The sequence below is a fragment of the Bradyrhizobium sp. SZCCHNR1015 genome (genome assembly GCF_032489875.1).
Taxonomy (GTDB): Bacteria; Pseudomonadota; Alphaproteobacteria; order Rhizobiales; family Xanthobacteraceae; genus Bradyrhizobium.
Window position 1 is genome coordinate 525,214 of record NZ_JAUEYW010000001.1, and the last position, 18,532, is coordinate 543,745.

The following is an 18,532-nucleotide window of genomic DNA, read 5'->3' on the forward strand; positions in this document are numbered from 1 at the left end:
GGGGCAGTGATTTTCAACGACGTGCGAGTATGCGGTGGCGCCTGAGGTGAGACGAAGGCGCACGCTGGGACAGGTCCTGCTGCTGTCAGCGGGCTTCCTCGTGCTTGTCGCGGTCAGCACGGCGTCGGTTCTGCTGGTCAACAAGGCCCGCAGCGACAGCGCCTGGGTGGTGCACACCGTCGAGGCCGAGAACCAGATCAACGCCCTGCTGCTCGAGGTGCGGCGCGCCGAGAGCGCGGCGCGGGCCTACCTTCTCACCCAGGGACAGGAGTTCCTCAACGACCACGAGGCGGCCGTCGCGGCGATCGGGCCGGTGCTCGAGAAGCTCCATGGGCTGGTCGCGGACAACCCCGCCCAGGTTGAAAATCTCGCCACGCTGCGCAGCGTGATCGAGACCCGGCTGTCGCAATTCGACCGCGAAAAGCTGCTGGTCGCGCGCGGCGACCTCGCCGCCGCGATCGCCCTGGTCCGCGACGCGGGCTCGACCAGCAGCAGCAAGACCATGCGCGACACCGCCGAGGCGATGCGTCTCGAGGAGGAGCGGCTGCTGGCGCTGCGGACCGCCAATGCCGATGCCAGCCAGCGGCTCGCCGCCATCGTCACCATCACCGGCTCGGCGCTGGTCGTCGTGCTCGCCATCATCTCGGTGCTGCTGGTGCGCCGCTCGACCCGCGCGCGCGACGATGCCGAGGCACAGCTGCGCGAGAGCAATCTCAATCTGGAAGCCACCGTCGACGAGCGCACCGCCGATCTGCGCGAGGCCAATGAGGAGATCCAGCGCTTCGCCTATATCGTGAGCCACGACCTGCGCTCGCCGCTGGTCAACATCATGGGCTTCACCAGCGAGCTCGACGAACTGCGCAACGATATCTTCCGGCGGATTGCGACGCTGGCGCGGGCGGCCTCCGACGCGCCGCCGCCGGCGGAAGGCACCGAGCCCGAGCTCGAAGGCGCCGACAAGCAGCTTTCGGAGGACTTCACCGAAGCCCTCGGCTTCATCAAGTCCTCGATCGCCAAGATGGACCGGCTGATCTCGGCGATCCTCAACCTGACCCGCGAGGGCCGCCGCGAGTTCGTGCCGGTACGGATCGATACCCGCGAACTGATCGAAGGCATCGTCTCGACGTTGGCGCATCAGGCGGCGGAAACCGACACCACCATTCGCCTGGAACCGCTGCCGGCCATCGTCAGCGACCGCCTGGCGCTGGAGCAGATCTTCTCCAACCTGATCGACAACGCCATCAAATATCTCAAGCCGGGCGTTCCCGGCGACATCGCCATTCGCGCCCGCACCAAGCTCGGTTTCGCCATTTTCGAGATCACGGACAACGGCCGGGGGATTGATCCCCGGGATCACCAACGTATCTTTGACCTGTTCCGCCGCGCCGGGACCCAGGACCGTCCGGGTCAGGGGATCGGATTGGCGCATGTCCGCGCCCTGGTGCGCCGGCTCGGCGGAACCATGTCGGTCGCATCGGAGCTCGACCAGGGCAGCACGTTCACCATCACGCTCCCGATCAACTGGAACGCCTCAAACCGGAATTCAGACCGATGACCATGCCCGTGACGATCATCATGATCGAGGACGACGAAGGCCACGCCCGCCTGATCGAGCGCAACATCCGCCGCTCCGGCGTCAACAACGAGATCAAGCCGTTCACCAACGGTACAGATGCCGTGAAGTATCTGCTGGGTGCTGACGGCACCGGCCTCGATCACAAGGGGCACGCATTGCTGATCCTGCTCGACCTGAACCTGCCGGACATGACCGGCATCGACATCCTCAAGATGGTCAAGCAGAACAGCTTCCTGAAGAGCGCGCCCGTGGTCATCCTCACCACGACCGACGACTCGCAGGAGATCAAGCGGTGCTACGAACTCGGCTGCAACGTCTACATCACCAAGCCGGTCAACTACGAAAGCTTCGCCAACGCCATTCGCCAACTCGGCCTGTTCTTCTCCGTCATCCAGGTTCCGCCCGCCGCATGAGCTCCGCCGCCCCCACGCTGCTCTACATTGACGACGACACGGCGCTGGCGCGGCTGGTGGAGCGCGGGCTCAAGCGCCTGGGCTTCACGGTGGAACACGCGAGCGACGGCAGCGCAGGCTTGCAGCGGCTGGAGCGCGGCGGCATCGACGTCGTGGCGCTCGACCAGTACATGCCAGGCTTCGACGGGCTCGAGACGCTGGAGCGCATCATGGCGCTGCCCGAACCACCGCCGGTGGTGTTCGTCACCGCCTCACAGGATTCCAAGATCGCGGTCACGGCCCTGAAGGCGGGCGCGGCCGACTACCTCGTCAAGGACGTGCAGGGCGAGTTCATCCCGCTGCTGCAGGTCGCAGCCGAAGGCGCGGTGCGGCAGGCACGGCTGCAGAAGGCGCGCGACGAGGCCGAGGCCGAGGTGCGGGCGTCACGCGACCGCTACGCGGCGCTGGCCGCCGAGCGCGAGGTCCTGCTGCGCGAGGTCAATCACCGCGTCGGCAATTCGCTCCAGATCATCGCCTCGCTGCTGCATCTTCAGGCCAACTCCAGCAATCAGGACGACGTCAAGGCGGCGCTGACCAACGCCATGGGCCGCGTCGCCGCCGTGGCACAGGTGCATCGCCGCCTCTACACGTCCCAGGACCTCAAGAGCGTGCTGCTCAACCAGTACCTGGATTCGCTGCTCGACGACCTCCGCCGCTCGGCCGAGGGCAACCGGATGTCGCGGCTGACCCTGAAGGCGGAGCCGGTCGAGATCGACCCGGATCGCGCGGTCGCGATCGGCATCGTCGTCAACGAGCTGGTCATGAACGCGGTCAAATACGCCTATCCCGACGGCCCTGGCCCGATCCATGTCGAGCTGAAGCTCGCGGGTGAGGACATCATGCTGTCGATCGCCGACAACGGGGTCGGCCTCAACGCGACCAGCGACCCGCGCTCGACCGGCATGGGCCAGCGCATCGTCAGCGCCATGGCGACCAAGCTCGATGCCAGCGTCGGCCCGGACCCGAACCATGCCGGCACCAAGATCGTCGTCCGATTCCGCTTCGAAAAGCATGCTCCCAAGCCCGCTTCTGCCGCGGTCGGTTGAGCTGGCGCGGACGGAACGCGACCATCGCGCGGCCGACGTCGGCCTGCTATGCTGATCTCATGAATACGCGCGACTCCGCAGCGTCAGAGATCACGCCCGAGGTCCTGCTGCGTGCCTATGCCTGCGGCATCTTCCCGATGGCCGAAAGCGCCGACGACCCGACCTTGTTCTGGGTCGAGCCGGAGCTGCGCGGCGTCATTCCGCTCGACGGCTTTCGCGTCGCCTCGCGCCTGGCGCGCACGGTCCGGTCGGATGCCTTCACCGTGACCGTGAACCAGGCCTTCAAGGCGGTGATGGATGGCTGCGCCGCGCCGCAGCCCGGCCGCGAGGACACCTGGATCAACAAGCGCATCCGCGAGCTCTATAGCGGCCTCCACGCGCTCGGCCATTGCCACAGCGTCGAATGCTGGCAGGATGGCGAGCTGGTCGGCGGCCTCTACGGCGTCAGCCTGGGCCGCGCCTTCTTCGGCGAGAGCATGTTTCACCGCACCCGCGACGCCTCGAAGGTCGCGCTGGTGCATCTCGTCGCGCGGCTGATCGCCGGCGGCTTCGAGCTGCTCGACACCCAATACGTCACCGAGCACCTCAAGACCTTCGGCGCCCTCGAGATCCCGCGCCGGCGCTACACCGTGCTGCTCGAAAAGGCCCTGAGGGGGCCGGCCGCCAATTTCGCCAGGCTGGCGGTTGATCGGCCGATCTCAGGCGCCGAGGCACTCGCGATCATCGCCGCGCGCGGCTGAGCGCCGGTTATCTGAACACTCCGCCGAACGGTCCGCCCGCCTGGGGCGGCGGCGGTGGTGGCGGCACCTGCTGGGTCTGATACTGCTGCGGCGGCGGTGGCGACCTGGGCGCCGCCTGCCGCTGCTGCGGCGGACGCTTTTGCGCAGGCTGCGGCGCCGCGGCCGGCTTCTGATCCGGCGCGGCGCTGACGACCGTGGTCTGCGGCTCTTTGCAGTCGACCAGCCAGATGTCGTAGATCGGGTGCTCGACGCCGTGCAGGCCGGGGCTGGCCGCGAACATCCAGCCCGAGAAGATGCGCTTCACCTCGCCCTGCAAGGTGATCTCGTCGACCTCCACGAACGCGTCGGTGTTGGCGGCCTCGGTGGCCGGCCGCGTGTAGCAGGCATCGGTTTTCACCCGCAGGGCGCCGAACTGCACGGTCTCGCCGATTTCCTCGTCGAAATTGATGATGCGGCCGGTGATCTTGTCGAGCCCGGAGAAGCTCGCCTTCTTGTTGACGATCTTCTGCGCCGGCGGTTCGGTCACGACCTCGTCGCCCGGCTGGATGGTGGCCGGGGTTTGCGGTACCGCGCCGTTCGGCGGGATCGCCGCATTCTGGGGTACGCCGCGTGGCGGCGCCTGCCGCTGACCGGGCGCAGCCCCCGGCTGGCCGGGCGGCGGCACGGCCGCGACCGGAGGATTGTTCTGTGGCAGGATCGTCGTTCCCGGCGGCGGCGCCAGCGGCTGGGATTGGACCGGACCCGGCAGGGCGGCGCCCTGCCCTGGCGGCGGCCGGGTCGGCGCCGGCAGCACCCGGCCCTGCGGCAGCTCGGGGATCTCCTCCTCTTCCTCGGGAGGCGGAATCGGCTCGCCACGGCGCGGAATGTTGCCCGGCGGGCGCGGAACCGGATCGGAGAAAATGGTACCGATCTGCGCGCGCGCCGGCACGGACAGCGTGAGGGATGTGGCGGCCAGCAATGCCGCGATACCGGTCAGGACGATTGTTCGGTGCATCTCGCGCGGCTTTATCAGGCGAATCGGGGTTCGGGACAATCAAATCGCGTCATGACCCATCCGCCGCTCTCGATCAGCCCTCCCGTTAACATGCCGAATACGGCGGGGAAAGGGCGAGCTGCCAGCACGCCGCGTGCTGGTCAGCCGGTTCATCCAATGAGATAGTCGTGATCAAGAGCCGGACGGAACCGGCGTCAAAGGGAAGGAAACCGATGTCTGATTCGATCCGTCTCGACTGCCGGGTGGCCGTCGTTACCGGCGCGGCCGGCGTCATCGGCGCCGCGACCATGCGGCTGCTGGCCGCGCGGGGCGCCCGCATCGTCGCCGTCGACCGGCGCGAGGCCGATCTCGCCGCCGCGACGGCCGGCCTGCCCGCAAGCGCCGAGACCTTCGCCGTGGCCGCCGACGTCACCGACGAGGACCAGGTCGCGGCCTATGTCCGACAGGCCTGCAATCGGTTCGGCACCATCGACGTGTTCTTCAACAATGCCGGCATCGAAGGCGAGATCAAGCCGATCACGGCGTATCCGCTGGAGGCGTTCCGCCGCGTGCTCGACGTCAACGTGGTCGGGGTCTTTCTCGGCCTCAAGCACGTGCTGCCGGTGATGCTGAAGCAGAACCGCGGCTCGATCATCAACACCGCCTCGATCGCTGGCCTGATCGGCTCGCCACAGATCGCGGTCTACAGCGCCAGCAAGCACGCGGTGATCGGCCTGACCAAGAGCGCATCGTGGGAATGCACCGGCACCAATGTGCGCGTGAACTGCATCTGCCCCGGGCTGATCGAGAGCCGCATGCTGAGCGCGATCATCGAAGGGCGCAGCGGCGCTCCCGTGCCGGCCGACAAGGTCGTCGACCGCGTCCCCGCGCGCCGGCTCGGCCAGGGCGCGGAGGTCGCCGCGATCGTCGCCTTCCTCGCCTCCGATGATGCGAGCTACGTCTCCGGCGCAGCCTACACCGTCGATGGCGGCCGCACCGCCGCCTGACGTCCCTTCCACTCGACCGTCTTTTCAACCCGACAGGTTTTTGCAATGCCCGTGCAACTCGATGCCGATGCCGCTGCCGTCTACAAGGCATTTCAGGAGGCCGGTCGGCCGGCCTATGAGACGCTGACACCGCAGGAAGCGCGGGACTACTACCTGGCCGCGCGCGTCGTCAGCAATCCCGAGCCGCCCGAGCTTGCGGAGGTCAAGGACCTCGCCATCCCTGCCCCGCATGGCGCAATCCCGGCCCGGCTCTATCGGCCAAAAACGGTGCGGCAGACCAACGGTCTTGCGCCGGGATTGGTGTTCTATCACGGCGGCGGCTGGGTGATCGGCAATCTGGACTCGCACGACGTGGTCTGCCGCGCGCTGGCGCACGAAGGCGAACTGATCGTGATCTCTGTCGATTACCGCCTCGCGCCCGAGCACAAGTTTCCGGCCGCGGTCGACGACGCCGCCGCGGCCATACGATGGATCGCCGACAATGCCGCCGCGCTCGGCATCGATGCAGCCAGGCTCAGCGTCGGCGGCGATTCCGCCGGCGGCAATCTCGCCGCCGTCGTCGCGCTCTCGGCGCGTGACGGCAAGGGCCCGAAGCTCTCAGGCCAGGTGCTGATCTATCCGGCCACCGACTTTTCGATGAGCCATCCCTCGCACAGCGAGCCCGAGACCAGCGTGTTGCTGACGCATTCGGTGATCCGCTGGTTTCGCGACCATTATCTCAACAGTGCCGCCGACATCCATGATTGGCGGGCCTCGCCGGCAAAGGCGGAAACCCTGGTCGGGCTCCCGCCGGCTTATGTGCTCACCGCAGGCGCCGATCCGCTGCGCGACGAAGGCGACGATTACGCGCGGCGCTTGCGCGAGGCCGGCGTGCCGGTGACCTATCGGACGCATCCCGGCCAGTTCCACGGCTTCTTCACCATGGGCAAGCTGCTCGACCAGGCCAATGTCGCGGCGCGCGACATCGGCGTCTGGCTGAAACAGCTCGATCGGCCCGGCGGCATCTGAGCCGTTACCGCGCTGAGCTCGGAACACAACGACCCGCGAGTTCGCGGGTCGCGCTCACATGCGGTCGAAGTCGTCTCGTGTGAGATCGGCTTGCTCGCGCTCGAGCAACAGCTACATCCCGTGCAAACCAGCCGGGACGACTGGACAGCCACATCTCATTCCTCGCAGCAGGAGACTCGCGCATGAAGACCGTGAACCTCGCCGACAAGCTGAGCCAATTCTCAGGCCATTGGGACCCGCACGTGGTCGCGGACTACAACGACAATGACGTGATGGTCGTGAAGTTCATGGGAGAATTCCCGTTCCACAAGCATGACACGACGGATGACTTCTTCCTCGTCCTGGAAGGCGAGATGGAAATGGATATCGAAGGTCAGCCCTCGCGAACGGTGAAGGCCGGCGAGTTGTTCGTTGTTCCCAGAGGCGTCGTCCATCGGCCGCGCGCGGCCAAAGAGGTCAAGGTGCTCCTGATCGAACCCAAGGGCGAACCGAACTCAGGCGACTCCGACCGGGTGCCCGCGCCCAAACCGCGCATCTGACTCGCCGAAAGACGTCAGAGCTTCGGGACTCCGCGAGTTTGAGATATCATTCGGAGCGGACAGGTGAGCAGGATGAACATGGAGCCAACTCTGGAGATTGCGCTGGCTTGGTTCAAGCCCGAGGAGTGGGATGATATCAGGCGTATCTGCCCAGATCTGCACGATACCTACGAAGAATGGCTGACCAGCGTTCAGGAGGTCATCGACACGATCGGCGATCGTCCAGACCAGCGTGTCGTGAAGGTGATCCTGACCGCCGCCGAGCTTCGGACATGGCAGCGTGCGACCGGACGCAAAGTCGATGGCAGGGTTCGCTCCCAGCTTGCCGCCAAGCGCGCGAGCAGGATCCGCAACGAGTCCCCACAGCCGTCTCCCGAGCCTCGTTCTGGCTCAGACGGCAGTCGCTGACGCTTGTCGCTCAGTACGCTCAGGCAGGCCAGGGCCAGTTCTGAGGGCGCAACGGCCGCCCATGCAGCTGACGAAGCGGAGCATCGCCGAAATGTCCGCTGTTTTTGCGCTGCAACCAAGATAGTGTCCCGTCGCCCGCAAGGACGGCCCATGGCCGTCTGGCGAGACCATCCTCCAATAGGATCGCCCCGATGTTCGACCGCTTGACCCACCAACCCGATGACCCCCTGCTCGCTCTGATCGGCATCTTCAAGGCTGATCCGAGAGCGGACAAGGTCGATCTGGGCGTCGGCGTGTATCGTGACGAGGCCGGCCATTCGCCGATCTTCCGCGCTGTGAAAGCTGCCGAGCGCATCATCTGGGAGAGCCAGGACAGCAAGAGCTATGTGGCGCCGGAAGGCGACCAGGCATTCCTCGACCTGCTGTGGTCGATGGTCGGCGGCACGGCCTTGCCGGTCCACGCCGCCGGCGTGCAGACGCCGGGCGGCTCCGGCGCCTTGCGCCTCGCAGCCGATCTGGTTCGCCAGGCCGGCACCGGCAAGATCTGGCTCGGCCTGCCGAGCTGGCCCAACCATGCCGGCATCTTCGCCGCGGCCGGGCTCGAGATCGAGACCTATCCCTACTTCGACGTGCCCTCGCAGACGCTGCAGCTCGACCGCATGCTGGAGGCACTGCAGCGCGCCGCGCCCGGCGACGCCGTCCTGATCCACGCCTCCTGCCACAATCCCACCGGTGCCCCGCTGCGCGCGGAGGATTGGGCGCGCATCACCGCCGTGATCGCCGCGCGCGGGCTCGTGCCGCTGATCGATTCCGCCTACCAGGGATTCGGCGCCGGGCTCGAAGGTGACGCCGCCGGCCTGCGGACGATGATCGCGGCCGTCCCCGAGGCGCTCGTGGCCGTGTCGTGTTCGAAGTCCTTCGGGCTCTATCGTGAGCGCACCGGCGCGCTCTATGCCGTCGCGACGTCGCAGGCAGCCGCCGACACCGCGCGCTCCAATCTCGTCGCGATCGCGCGCACCAGCTACTCGATGCCGCCGGACCATGGTTCGGCGATCGTGAAGACCATTCTCGACAGCTCCGATCTGCGACGCGACTGGAGCGAGGAGCTCGAGTCGATGCGGCTCCGCCTGGCGAGCCTGCGGCGCGGCTTTGCCGAGGCGCTCGGCGGGCGCTGGTCCAACACGATCGCGATCGGCGTCCAGGAAGGCATGTTCTCGCTGCTGCCGGTGACGCCGGCCGAGGTCATGGCTTTGCGCGAAAAGCACGGCGTGTACATGCCGACCTCGGGCCGCATCAACATCGCAGGCCTGAAGCTCGCCGACGTCGCGCGCGTCGCCGGCCTGTTCAAGTCGCTTTGAGCCATCGCCTGCAAGGATCAAGGCCGTGACCGAGATCGTCGCTCAGGAGCGGCACAAGCTCTACGAGGACGCGGTGGCGCTGACGCTGGGCACGCTGTTCGTGTCGCTCGGCATGCTCATCTACAGCAAGACGGTGCTGCTGGTCGGCAGCACCGCCGGCCTGTCGCTGCTGTTGAGCTACATCAGCGGCTATGGCTTCGGCGTCAGCTTCTTCCTGATCAATCTGCCGTTCTATGCGTTGGCCGTCCGGCGCATGGGCTGGCCATTCACGATCCGGACCTTCGTCGCGGTCGGGCTCGTCGCGCTGTTCTCACGGCTGACGACGTCATGGATCGACATCAGCCATATCGATCCGATCTATGCCACGGTGATCGGCGCCGGCCTGACCGGGACCGGCCTGCTGATGCTGTTCCGGCATCGCACCGGGCTCGGCGGGATCAACATCCTGGCGCTCTATCTGCAGGAGCACTGGAAGATCCGCGCCGGCTATTTCCAGCTCGCCGTCGACTTCCTCATCATGATCGCCGCGTTCTTCGTCATCCCGGTCAACCGTCTGGCGCTGTCGATCCTGGGCATCGTGATCGTCAACGTCATCATCGCGATCAACCACAAGCCCGGGCGCTATATGGCGCTGAGCTGAGCCGCCGGATTTCCAAGCGCAAGGTCGATCGCGCCTAGCCGGCTCGGCCGCGACACGCGTCGGGTGCCGCCTGGGTGCGCTGCACCTTGCCAGACGGCGCATTCCATGGGATGAAAGCTCTGGTATGCCAGCAACCGAGGCAATGGGTTACCGCCTCCGTCCGCCCCTGCGGGGCGCCTGACGGACTCTTCGGTCCGGCTGGATCACCAATAAGAAACGCGAACGCGAAATCTCGAACCGATCTCTGGGGACGACCAAGGCATGGCACGCAACATCCTGATTCTCGGGGCCTCCTACGGCTCCCTCCTCGGCACCAAGCTGCTGATGGCCGGTCACAACGTGACGCTGGTCTGCCGCAAGAAAACGGCGGAGCTGATCAACCGCGACGGCACCGAAGTCCGCATCAAGCTGCGCGACGAGCCGACGCACCGCTCGATCTTCTCGCGCGACCTGCCGGGCAAGCTCGACGCCGCCACGCCGGACAGTGTCGACCTGTCGCGCTACGACCTGGTCGGCCTGGCGATGCAGGAGCCGCAATACACCAACCACACCATTCGCGTGCTGATGGTGAAGATCGCCGAGGCCAGGCTGCCGTGCCTCTCGATCATGAACATGCCGCCGCTGCCCTATCTCAAGCGCATCCCGGCGCTCGCCAATGTCGACCTCGACGAGGCCTACACCAATCCCGCGGTGTGGGAACGCTTCACGCCCGGGCTGGTGACGCTGTGCTCGCCGGATCCGCAGGCCTTCCGTCCGCCGGAGGAAGGCGCGAACGTGCTGCATGTCGGCCTGCCGACCAACTTCAAGGCCGCTGCGTTCGAGGACGAAACGCACAACGCGCTGCTGCGCGAGCTCGAGCGCGACATCGACGCGGTCAGGCTCGACGGCCAGGACGTGCCCGTGAAGCTGAAGGTGTTCGACTCGCTGTTCGTGCCGCTGGCGAAGTGGTCGATGCTGCTGACCGGCAACTACCGCTGCATCACCCGCGGCGAGCCGCAGGCGATCCGCGACGCCGTGCACGGCAACCTCGCCCAGTCGAAATCGATCTACGAGCACGTCGACGCCATCGCGCGCAAGCTCGGCGCCGATCCAAGCGACCAGGTGCCGTTCGAGAAATACGCCAAGGCGGCCGAGAGCCTGCTCAAGCCGTCGTCGGCCGCGCGCGCCGTCGCCGCCGGCGCGCCCTTCATCGAGCGCGTCGACCTTCTGGTGAAGCTGATCTCGCAGCAGCTCGGCATGCCCAACCCCGAGATCGATCAGACAGTGCAGACGGTCGACTTCAAGCTCAACGAGAAGATCGTGGTCGGCGGCTCCAGCGCGCAGTGATGCACAGGCGCCGACATCGTCCGTAACCAGATGTGACTTTGCATGAACGCGCGGCCAACGCATGGTTCGCGCGTTCATTGATTCCCATCGTTCGGAATGAAGATGCCGTCCCTCGGGCCTCTCGCTTTTCCTCTGCAGGCCCTGAGCTGGCTCGGCAATCAGGGCACCCGCGCCATCGTCGCGGTGCTGATCGTGGCAATCGCCGTGCCGCCGCTCGGCGAGCTCACGCGCCCCTACGTCACGCATGCGATCTTCCTGCTGCTCTGCATCTCGTTCATGCGCGTCGACGTCGCGATGCTGCGCGCGCATCTGCGCCGGCCTCTGCTGGTGGTGGCCGCAACGGCCTGGACCACGGTCGCCGTGCCGGCACTGGTCGGCACGATCGCGCGCGCCACGGGCGTCGATGCCGCCGCGCCCGACCTCCATCTCGCGCTGATGCTGCAGGCGACGGCCTCGCCGATGATGGCCTCGCCCGCGCTCGCCGCGCTGATGGGGCTCGACGCGACGCTCGTTCTCATCACGCTGGTGACCTCGACCGCGCTGGTGCCGCTGACGGCGCCGCTGTTCGCCTATGTGTTCCTGGGCGAGACGTTGTCACTGTCTCCGGCCGCGCTCGGGCTGAAGCTCGCCGCCATCCTTGCGGGCGCGCTGGCTGCAGCCGCCGCGATCCGCCTTGCCTTCGGGAGCGACGCGATCCGCCGCCACCGCGCGCCGATCGACGGATTCAACATCCTCATCCTGTTCGTGTTCGCTTCCGCCATCATGGCGCATTTTCTGGCCGACCTGGCGGCGAGCCCGTTCCGCATGCTGGGACTGGCGCTGCTCGCCTTCGCGGTGTTCTTCCTGCTGCTTGGTACCACGATGCTGCTGTTTCGCGGTGCGGGGCGCGAACGCGCGATGGCGCTCGGCATGATGGTGTCGCTGCGCAACATGGGGCTGATGCTCGCGGCGACCGAGGGCGCGATCCCCGGCACCACCTGGCTGTATTTCGCGATGAGCCAGTTCCCGATTCACCTGGCCCCACAATTACTGCGGCCGGTCGCCGAGCGCCTGCGCCCGAGGCCGCTTCCATCTGGCGGGACCGATCACGGCTTGATCAGTCCTGCATCGGAATGAGGCAGCGGCGTTTGGCCGAGCCGGCATGACGACGGCCAGCCGCTTACTATCAAGGCCGACATGGTTGTTGCTGGCGTGCAAGGCCGGCGCTACGCTCCGCGCCTGTTGGTGCAGGAGGATTATGTGACCCCATCAGACGATCAGACAATTTCCGAAGACCGCCGCGAGGCGCTGCGCTACGCGCTCGCGATCGGCTCCGGTGCCGCGCTCGCGTCCGCCATGACGACGACGCCGGCTTCGGCGCAGGCGGCCACCGACAACACGCTCGACCGCGTCCGCGCCAACAAGGTGCTGCGCATCGCCGTGCTGCCGGGCGAGCTGCCCTATTTCAACAAGGATCTCGCCTCCGGCACCTGGTCGGGCTTCTCGATCGAGATGGCCAACGACATCGCCAAGCTGCTCGACGTGAAGCTCGAATATGTCGAGTCGACCTACGGCAATTCGGTGCTCGATTTGCAGGCCGGCAAGATCGATCTCGGCTTCGCGCTCAACCCGACGCCGCAGCGCGCGCTGGTCATCGACTTCTGCGGCACGGTGTTTCCGCATCCGTTCGGCGCGATGCTGAAGAAGGGCATGGAGGCCAAGACCTGGGCCGACATCAACAAGCCGGAAGTGAAGATCGCCGTCGACGTCGGCTCGGCCAACGAGGCGGTGGCCCGGCGCTTTGCGCCGAACGCGACCATCAAGTCGCTGAAGTCGCGCGACGAGGTGATGTTGGAGATGGCATCGGGCCGCGTCGACGTCGTCGTCAACGCACTGATCCTCGGCCTCACCGCGATCGCCAAGAACCCCAACCTCGGCACCTACAAGATCCTGCAGTCGCCGTCGGTCGCGATCCCCTCCAGCATGGGCGTGCGCCGCGAGGCCGACAAGCGCTGGCGCGACTTCCTCGCGGTGTGGATCGACTACAACCGCGGCATCGGCCAGATGCGCGAATGGTTCGTCAAGGGCCTGGGGCTGGCCGGCGTCAAGGCCGAGGACGTGCCGGTCGAGGTGAATATCTAGGCGAAGCTGCGCTCTCTCCGCCGTCATTGCGAGGAGCGCAGCGACGAAGCAATCCAGGCCTACGCGTGCCGCCCTGGATTGCTTCCACCGTCGCCCTTCAGGCTATGGCGGACAAGTCGCTGCGCTCGCAATGACGGCGAGGATGTTGCTACGCCGAGTCCCTCAAGCCTTGTCGTACGTCATGCCGCGCTCGAACCGGCGGCCCAGCAGGGTGGCCGGAAACAGGATCGCGAAGTAGATCAGCGCGATGATGGTGTAGACCTCGAGCGGCCGGTAGGTGTCGGCATTGATCAAGGTCGCGTTGTAGACGAGATCCGGCACCGCGATCACCGACACCAGCGAGGTGTTCTTCAACTGCGTCACCGACTGGTTGACGTAGGGCGCGAGCATCGGCTTCAAGGCCTGCGGCAGGATCACGAGCCGCATCATCCGCCACGGACGCAGACCGAGCGCGCGCGCCGCATCCCACTGCCCGCGCGGCACGCTCTCGATGCTGCCGCGCACGATCTCGGCATAGAACGCCCCGGCATAGAGCGACAGCACGGTGACCGCGGCGACATGCGCCGGAATGTTGACGCCGATCACGACCGGGAACGCGTAGTAGAACCAGATGATCTGCACCAGCAGCGGGGTGCAGCGGAACAGCTCGATATAGCCGATCAGCAGCCAGTCGATGACGACCGGGCGGCGCAGCCTGACGATGCCGACGACGAGCCCGATCACCGAGCCGAGCAGGATGGTGCCGAGCGTGTAGGCCATGGTCCAGCCGAGCCCCACCCAGAACAGATGGCTGTACTTGGCGAGGATGGCGAAATCCCAGGTGTAGTTCATCGCAGCTCCGGCGTGACGCGGTCGCGGCCCCTCACAGATACCGGCTCGGAGCAAAGGCGGAGGCGTCGAACGACGGCGCCTCGCCCGCGATCATCGCGGCGATCGCCGCGCCCGTGGCCGGCCCCGTGGTGAAGCCGATATGCTGGTTGCCGAATGCAAGCCACAGGCCGGAATGTCGCGGCGCCGGCCCGATCATCGGCAGCGAATCCGGCAAGGTCGGCCGCGCGCCGCGCCAGGGCTGGGCCACGGCCTCGCCGAACTCGACCACGCCGCGCGCCAGCGGCACCACCTGCTCGAGCTGGGCGAAATTCGACGGCGCATCGCGATCGGTCAGCTCGACGCCGGAGGTGACGCGCACGCCGTTCTCCATCGGTGTCATCAGGAAGCTGCCCTCGGCGTCGTGGATCGGACGATGCAGCGTGCGCGCCGGATTGGGCGTGAACTCCTGGTGGTAGCCGCGCTCGAACGCCATCGGCACCCGGTAGCCCAGCGACCTGAGAATGTCCGGCGACCACGGGCCGAGCGCAACCACGACATGGCGGGCGCGGATCTCGCCGTCGCCGAGCACGATTCGCCAGCCGTCGCCGTCCGACAGCAGGGCCCTGATCTCGGACTGCCGCAGCACACCGCCCGCGCCCTCGAACATCCGCGCATAGGCCTTGGTCACGTTGCCGGGCGAGTCGACCGACGCCGTCTGGCTGTGCAGCAGGCCGACCTTGTAGACCGGCAGCATGTTCGGCTCGAGCGCGGAAATGCCCTGGCGGTCGAGCAGCTCGCTCTCGATGCCGTATTCGGCCAGGAAAGCCTGCTCCGCCTTGGCCGCTCCGACGGCGTCGCTGCGCCAGGCCTTGAGCCAGCCGGTCTCGCGGATGCGCTGCGGCTCGCCCGACCTGACGATCCAGTCGCGATGCAGCTTCAGCGACGCGCCAATCAGGCCATGCAGGGCGGTGGCACGCGGCCTGACGCGGGACTCCACGGCATTGGCGAGGAAGCGCAGCACCCATTCGACGTTACGTAGAGTCCATGCCGGATCCCAGCGCAGGGCTGCACTCCGGTTGCCGAGATAGGACGGCAGCGCTGAGAACAGCGAGGGTTTATTGAGCGGCAGGATCGAGCCGGAGGACAGAATGCCGGCATTGCCGTACGATGTCTCCTCGCCCGGCGCCTTGCGGTCGACCAGCACCACCGAAAGCCCGCGCTCCCGAATGGCGTAGGCGGAGGAGACGCCGACGATCCCCGCTCCCAGCACGACCACGTCGGCTGTCTGCTGCACGCTCTCCATCGTCACTCGATCCATCTGCTGCTTACATCAGGGTCAGGCCGCCATCGACCGGCAGCAACGCGCCGGTGACGTGGCCGGCGTCTTTCGCCAGCAGGAAGGTCACGGCGGCGGCGATGTCGTCGGGCTCGGCGAGGCGCTGTTGCGGATTGGCCGCCGCCGCCGTCTGCCACGCGGCCGGGTCGAGCGAGCCGAGCCGCCCCGCATCCTTGCGCGTGTAGCCGGGCACGACGACATTCGCCGTGCCGCCGCACGCGGCCAGCTCGATGGCGAGACATTTCACCAGCGCCTCCAGCGCCGCCTTGGCGGCGGCCGAGGCGGGAAAGGTGCCGCCCGGCACGAAGCGATGCGCGACGAAGCTGGAGATCGCGACGACGCGCGCATCCGCGCTTCGCATGAGGTCGGGGAGTGCGGCGCTGGCGAGCTCATGAAAAGCCGCCGGCATCACGGCGAGCGAGCGGTCGAGCCCGTCGCGCGGCAGATCGCGAAAGCTGCGGCGGTCGGCAAAGCCGGCGGCATGCACCACCGCGTCGATCCGGCCGAACCGCGTGCGGGCCGCCGCCACCAGTTCGGCGCCCACACCCGGCCTTGCCAGGTCACCGCAATGAAACGCGGCTTCGGCGCCGGCCTCGCGGCACGCCGCAGCGACCTCCCGCAGACGCGCCAGACCCGCTTCGTCGGCCCCCTGCCCGTGCAGCATCACGGCCTGTCCCGGCGCGGAGAGGCGGCGCGCCACGGCCGCGCCGATGCCGGCTCCGCTGCCGGTGATGATGGTGACACGCATCGTGCCTCGTCTACCCCTCGGTTTCGCGGGGCGGACTATAGGTCTCACACCTGCCGATGCCAACACGCGGGCGGACATGCACCGATGTCCGCCGCGCGGGTCTGCGTGTCACAGATGTTCGGAAACGTCTAGCTGATCAGCTGTTCAGCATTTGGCGCCGACACTGCACTTGTTGGTCGACTGTGAAATCGTGCCGCCCTTGCCCTGGCAGGTGGCGGCATAGGCATTCACGCAGGCGACCTTCGCGGATGTGCAGCCCGCATGATCGTTCTTCACGCAGATCGTCTCGCTATAGGTCTCGATCGTGCTGCCGCCTTTCTTGCAGACGCACATTCCGGTGACTTCGGCTTTTGCGGCAAAAGCGCTGTCGACACTGCCGAGCGCGGCAGCAGCAAACAAAATCAGGGACAGAAATACGCGCATCGTATCCTCCATGAACAATGGCAATATATTCAGTATGCGCGCTCTGCGCACGAGATACAACTTTAAATTGTTTCAATTGCCATCGACGATCGAGGCTCGCGCCTCCAATCCACTGATGCAGGTCAGGCGGTGAGACGTGCCGCGCGCCGCAGGGCCTGCGGCGGCTGGCCGAAGGCGCGAATGAAGGCGCGACGCATCCGCTCAGGATCGCGAAAGCCGGTCGCCTCGGCCACCAGCTCGATCGGCTGATGCGAAGCCTGCACGCGATCGCGCGCAACCTCCAGCCTGAGACGCTCGATCGCCTTTGACGGCGTCGTGCCGGTCTCGGCCACGAAGGCGCGGGTGAAATGCCGCGTGCTCATGCCGGCACGCTCGGCAAGGTCGTCGACCGTCAGCGGCGCATCGAGATGCTCGCGCGCCCAGGTCAGGAGTTCGGCGAAGCGGCCGCTCGGCGCCTTCAGCTCCAGCAGCGAGGAGAACTGCGACTGCCCGCCGCTGCGGCGATGGTACAGCACGAGCTGACGTGCGGTCTTCTGCGCGATCTCCTCGCCGTGATCGTCGGCGACCATGGCGAGTGCGAGATCGATGCCGGCAGTGATCCCAGCCGAGCTCCAGACGTTGCCGTCGCGGACATAGATGCTGTCAGGCTCGAGCTTCACCTGGGGGTAGGCACGCAGGAATTGCCGCGTGCGCTGCCAATGTGTGGTCGCGCGCCGCCCGTCCAGCAGGCCCGCTTCGGCCAGCACGAAGGCGCCGGAACAGATGCTGGCAAGCCGGGTGCCGCGCTGCGCGACCTTGCGAACGAAGTTCAGCGCGCATGTGTTGCGGCTCGCGGCTTCCACACCCTCGCCGCCGGCGATCAGCAGCGTGGTCAGCGCCGACACCGGACCGAATTTGCGCGCCAGCATCTCAGCCCCCGATGACGACCGCACGGGTCCGGGCGTGGCGGCGATGACCCTGATCGATGGCACGGCGCGCGCATAGCGCGAAGCGATCTCGAACACCGAGATCGGCCCGGCAGCGTCGAGCAACTGAAAATCGGGATAGATGAGCACGCCGATCATGGTGGATGGCTCCGTGATCCCAAGTCGGTGATCCCAAGTCCGTGATCCTAAGTTTGAGACCTCAAGTATGGAATCTCAAATCTGTCCGGAAACGAGGGAACTTTGGCATATGAGCCATCCAACGGACCATGCAGAATGACCGCCGTCAAGCACCAGACCTGCGAGCACCGCCATGCACCAACCGATTTCGATCGCTCTCGTTCTGTTTCCCCAGGTGACCCAGCTCGATCTCACCGGACCGGTACAGGTGTTCTCGAGCGTGCCCGGTGCGACGCTGCACCTGGTCTGGAAGAAGATCGAGCCGATCCCGACCGACTCAGTTCTCACACTCCTGCCGACGACGACCTTTGCCGACTGTCCGCAGGCGGACGTGATCTGCATTCCCGGCGGCTTCGGCGTCGATGCCATCCTCGGCGACGCCGAAGTCATCGGCTTCATCCGCCGCCAGGCGGAAGGCGCGAAGTACATCACGTCGGTGTGCACGGGCTCGCTGGCGCTCGGCGCCGCCGGCCTGCTGGACGGCTATCGCGCAGCGACTCATTGGAGCGCGCGCGAATGCCTGCCGCTGTTCGGCGCCACCGTCAGCACCGAGCGCGTCTGCATCGACCGTAACCGGATCACCGGCGGCGGTGTCACGGCCGGCATCGACTTCGCGCTGACCCTGGTGGCGCAGTTGGTCGATCGTCAGACGGCGGAGGCCATCCAGCTCAGGCTCGAATACAATCCGGCGCCCCCTTTCAACGCTGGTTCCCCTGACACGGCGCCGCCGGCGGTGGTGTCACGCATGCTGGAGCGGATCGCGCCGTTCCGGAAGCGGCGAATCGAGGCGGCGGAGCATGCGGCGGCCGCCCTCCGGACCAACCCGTCGTAGCGCAGGCTTGCCAGGCTCCCGAAAGCAAAGCGGCCGGCCGGAGTTCGGGCGGCCTCTTCCGATCGGGTCATCTCGCGCGAAATCGA

General features: G+C 66.8%; 20 protein-coding genes. 14 read left to right on the forward strand and 6 right to left on the reverse strand.

Annotation, left to right across the window (positions count from 1 at the left end):
* The first annotated feature begins 34 nt into the window (after positions 1–34).
* From QX128_RS02350 to aat, 4 genes are read left to right on the forward strand one after another with little or no spacing between them, the layout of a single operon-like run.
* Entirely contained in the window at positions 35–1,555 is a 1,521-nt protein-coding gene (locus tag QX128_RS02350) for a sensor histidine kinase (RefSeq protein ID WP_316236582.1), read from the forward strand.
* Complete coding sequence (locus QX128_RS02355) at positions 1,552–1,989, forward strand: response regulator (RefSeq protein ID WP_172109443.1); 438 nt, start codon at positions 1,552–1,554, stop codon at positions 1,987–1,989. The genes QX128_RS02350 and QX128_RS02355 overlap by 4 nt, the downstream gene beginning before the upstream one ends.
* Positions 1,986–3,074, forward strand: coding sequence for a sensor histidine kinase (locus QX128_RS02360; protein ID WP_316236583.1), 1,089 nt, complete (start codon positions 1,986–1,988; stop codon positions 3,072–3,074). The genes QX128_RS02355 and QX128_RS02360 overlap by 4 nt, the downstream gene beginning before the upstream one ends.
* 59 nt (positions 3,075–3,133) lie before the next feature.
* On the forward strand, positions 3,134–3,814 hold the full coding sequence (aat, locus tag QX128_RS02365) for a leucyl/phenylalanyl-tRNA--protein transferase (protein WP_315800168.1): 681 nt from the start codon (positions 3,134–3,136) through the stop codon (positions 3,812–3,814).
* 7 nt (positions 3,815–3,821) lie between these two features.
* On the opposite strand, the gene QX128_RS02370 is transcribed toward aat, so the two are convergent.
* Entirely contained in the window at positions 3,822–4,808 is a 987-nt protein-coding gene (locus tag QX128_RS02370) for a DUF2155 domain-containing protein (protein ID WP_316236584.1), read from the reverse strand.
* A gap of 212 nt (positions 4,809–5,020) precedes the next feature.
* Here QX128_RS02370 and QX128_RS02375 point away from each other — a divergent pair, with 212 nt between their 5' ends.
* From QX128_RS02375 to QX128_RS02415, 9 genes are all read left to right on the forward strand, one after another.
* Positions 5,021–5,794, forward strand: a complete 774-nt coding sequence (locus QX128_RS02375) for an SDR family oxidoreductase (RefSeq protein WP_316236585.1) — start codon at positions 5,021–5,023, stop codon at positions 5,792–5,794.
* 45 nt (positions 5,795–5,839) lie between these two features.
* Positions 5,840–6,802: an alpha/beta hydrolase gene (locus QX128_RS02380; RefSeq protein WP_315800171.1), complete on the forward strand. Its 963-nt coding sequence runs from the start codon at positions 5,840–5,842 to the stop codon at positions 6,800–6,802.
* 182 nt (positions 6,803–6,984) lie between these two features.
* Entirely contained in the window at positions 6,985–7,341 is a 357-nt protein-coding gene (locus tag QX128_RS02385) for a cupin domain-containing protein (RefSeq protein WP_315800172.1), read from the forward strand.
* Between the two features lie 72 nt (positions 7,342–7,413).
* On the forward strand, positions 7,414–7,749 hold the full coding sequence (locus QX128_RS02390; protein ID WP_315800173.1) for a hypothetical protein: 336 nt from the start codon (positions 7,414–7,416) through the stop codon (positions 7,747–7,749).
* 191 nt (positions 7,750–7,940) lie between these two features.
* Positions 7,941–9,107 carry an amino acid aminotransferase gene (locus tag QX128_RS02395; protein WP_315800174.1) on the forward strand — a complete coding sequence of 389 codons (1,167 nt, stop codon included), beginning with the start codon at positions 7,941–7,943 and terminating at the stop codon, positions 9,105–9,107.
* A 25-nt stretch (positions 9,108–9,132) separates the two neighbouring features.
* Complete coding sequence (locus QX128_RS02400) at positions 9,133–9,747, forward strand: YitT family protein (RefSeq protein ID WP_316236586.1); 615 nt, start codon at positions 9,133–9,135, stop codon at positions 9,745–9,747.
* A 261-nt stretch (positions 9,748–10,008) separates the two neighbouring features.
* Positions 10,009–11,073 carry a ketopantoate reductase family protein gene (locus tag QX128_RS02405; protein ID WP_315800176.1) on the forward strand — a complete coding sequence of 355 codons (1,065 nt, stop codon included), beginning with the start codon at positions 10,009–10,011 and terminating at the stop codon, positions 11,071–11,073.
* Positions 11,074–11,175: 102 nt separating this feature from the next.
* Positions 11,176–12,189, forward strand: a complete 1,014-nt coding sequence (locus QX128_RS02410) for a Na+-dependent transporter (RefSeq protein ID WP_316236710.1) — start codon at positions 11,176–11,178, stop codon at positions 12,187–12,189.
* Between the two features lie 123 nt (positions 12,190–12,312).
* Entirely contained in the window at positions 12,313–13,194 is an 882-nt protein-coding gene (locus QX128_RS02415; protein ID WP_316236587.1) for a transporter substrate-binding domain-containing protein, read from the forward strand.
* 162 nt (positions 13,195–13,356) lie between these two features.
* Here the strand turns inward: QX128_RS02415 and QX128_RS02420 are convergent, their stop codons facing one another.
* The 5 genes from QX128_RS02420 to QX128_RS02440 all read right to left on the reverse strand — a co-directional run bounded on the left by QX128_RS02420 (position 13,357) and on the right by QX128_RS02440 (position 17,575).
* Complete coding sequence (locus QX128_RS02420; protein ID WP_315780581.1) at positions 13,357–14,025, reverse strand: amino acid ABC transporter permease; 669 nt, start codon at positions 14,023–14,025, stop codon at positions 13,357–13,359.
* Positions 14,026–14,056: 31 nt separating this feature from the next.
* Complete coding sequence (locus QX128_RS02425) at positions 14,057–15,307, reverse strand: FAD-dependent oxidoreductase (RefSeq protein ID WP_316236711.1); 1,251 nt, start codon at positions 15,305–15,307, stop codon at positions 14,057–14,059.
* Positions 15,308–15,329: 22 nt separating this feature from the next.
* A complete protein-coding gene (locus QX128_RS02430; RefSeq protein WP_316236588.1) occupies positions 15,330–16,088 on the reverse strand; it encodes an SDR family NAD(P)-dependent oxidoreductase in 759 nt (252 codons plus the stop codon).
* A 144-nt stretch (positions 16,089–16,232) separates the two neighbouring features.
* Positions 16,233–16,523: a hypothetical protein gene (locus QX128_RS02435; RefSeq protein ID WP_316180788.1), complete on the reverse strand. Its 291-nt coding sequence runs from the start codon at positions 16,521–16,523 to the stop codon at positions 16,233–16,235.
* Positions 16,524–16,633: 110 nt separating this feature from the next.
* A complete protein-coding gene (locus tag QX128_RS02440) occupies positions 16,634–17,575 on the reverse strand; it encodes a GlxA family transcriptional regulator (RefSeq protein WP_316236589.1) in 942 nt (313 codons plus the stop codon).
* Positions 17,576–17,747: 172 nt separating this feature from the next.
* Here QX128_RS02440 and QX128_RS02445 point away from each other — a divergent pair, with 172 nt between their 5' ends.
* Complete coding sequence (locus tag QX128_RS02445; RefSeq protein ID WP_316236590.1) at positions 17,748–18,446, forward strand: DJ-1/PfpI family protein; 699 nt, start codon at positions 17,748–17,750, stop codon at positions 18,444–18,446.
* Positions 18,447–18,532: the final 86 nt, after the last annotated feature.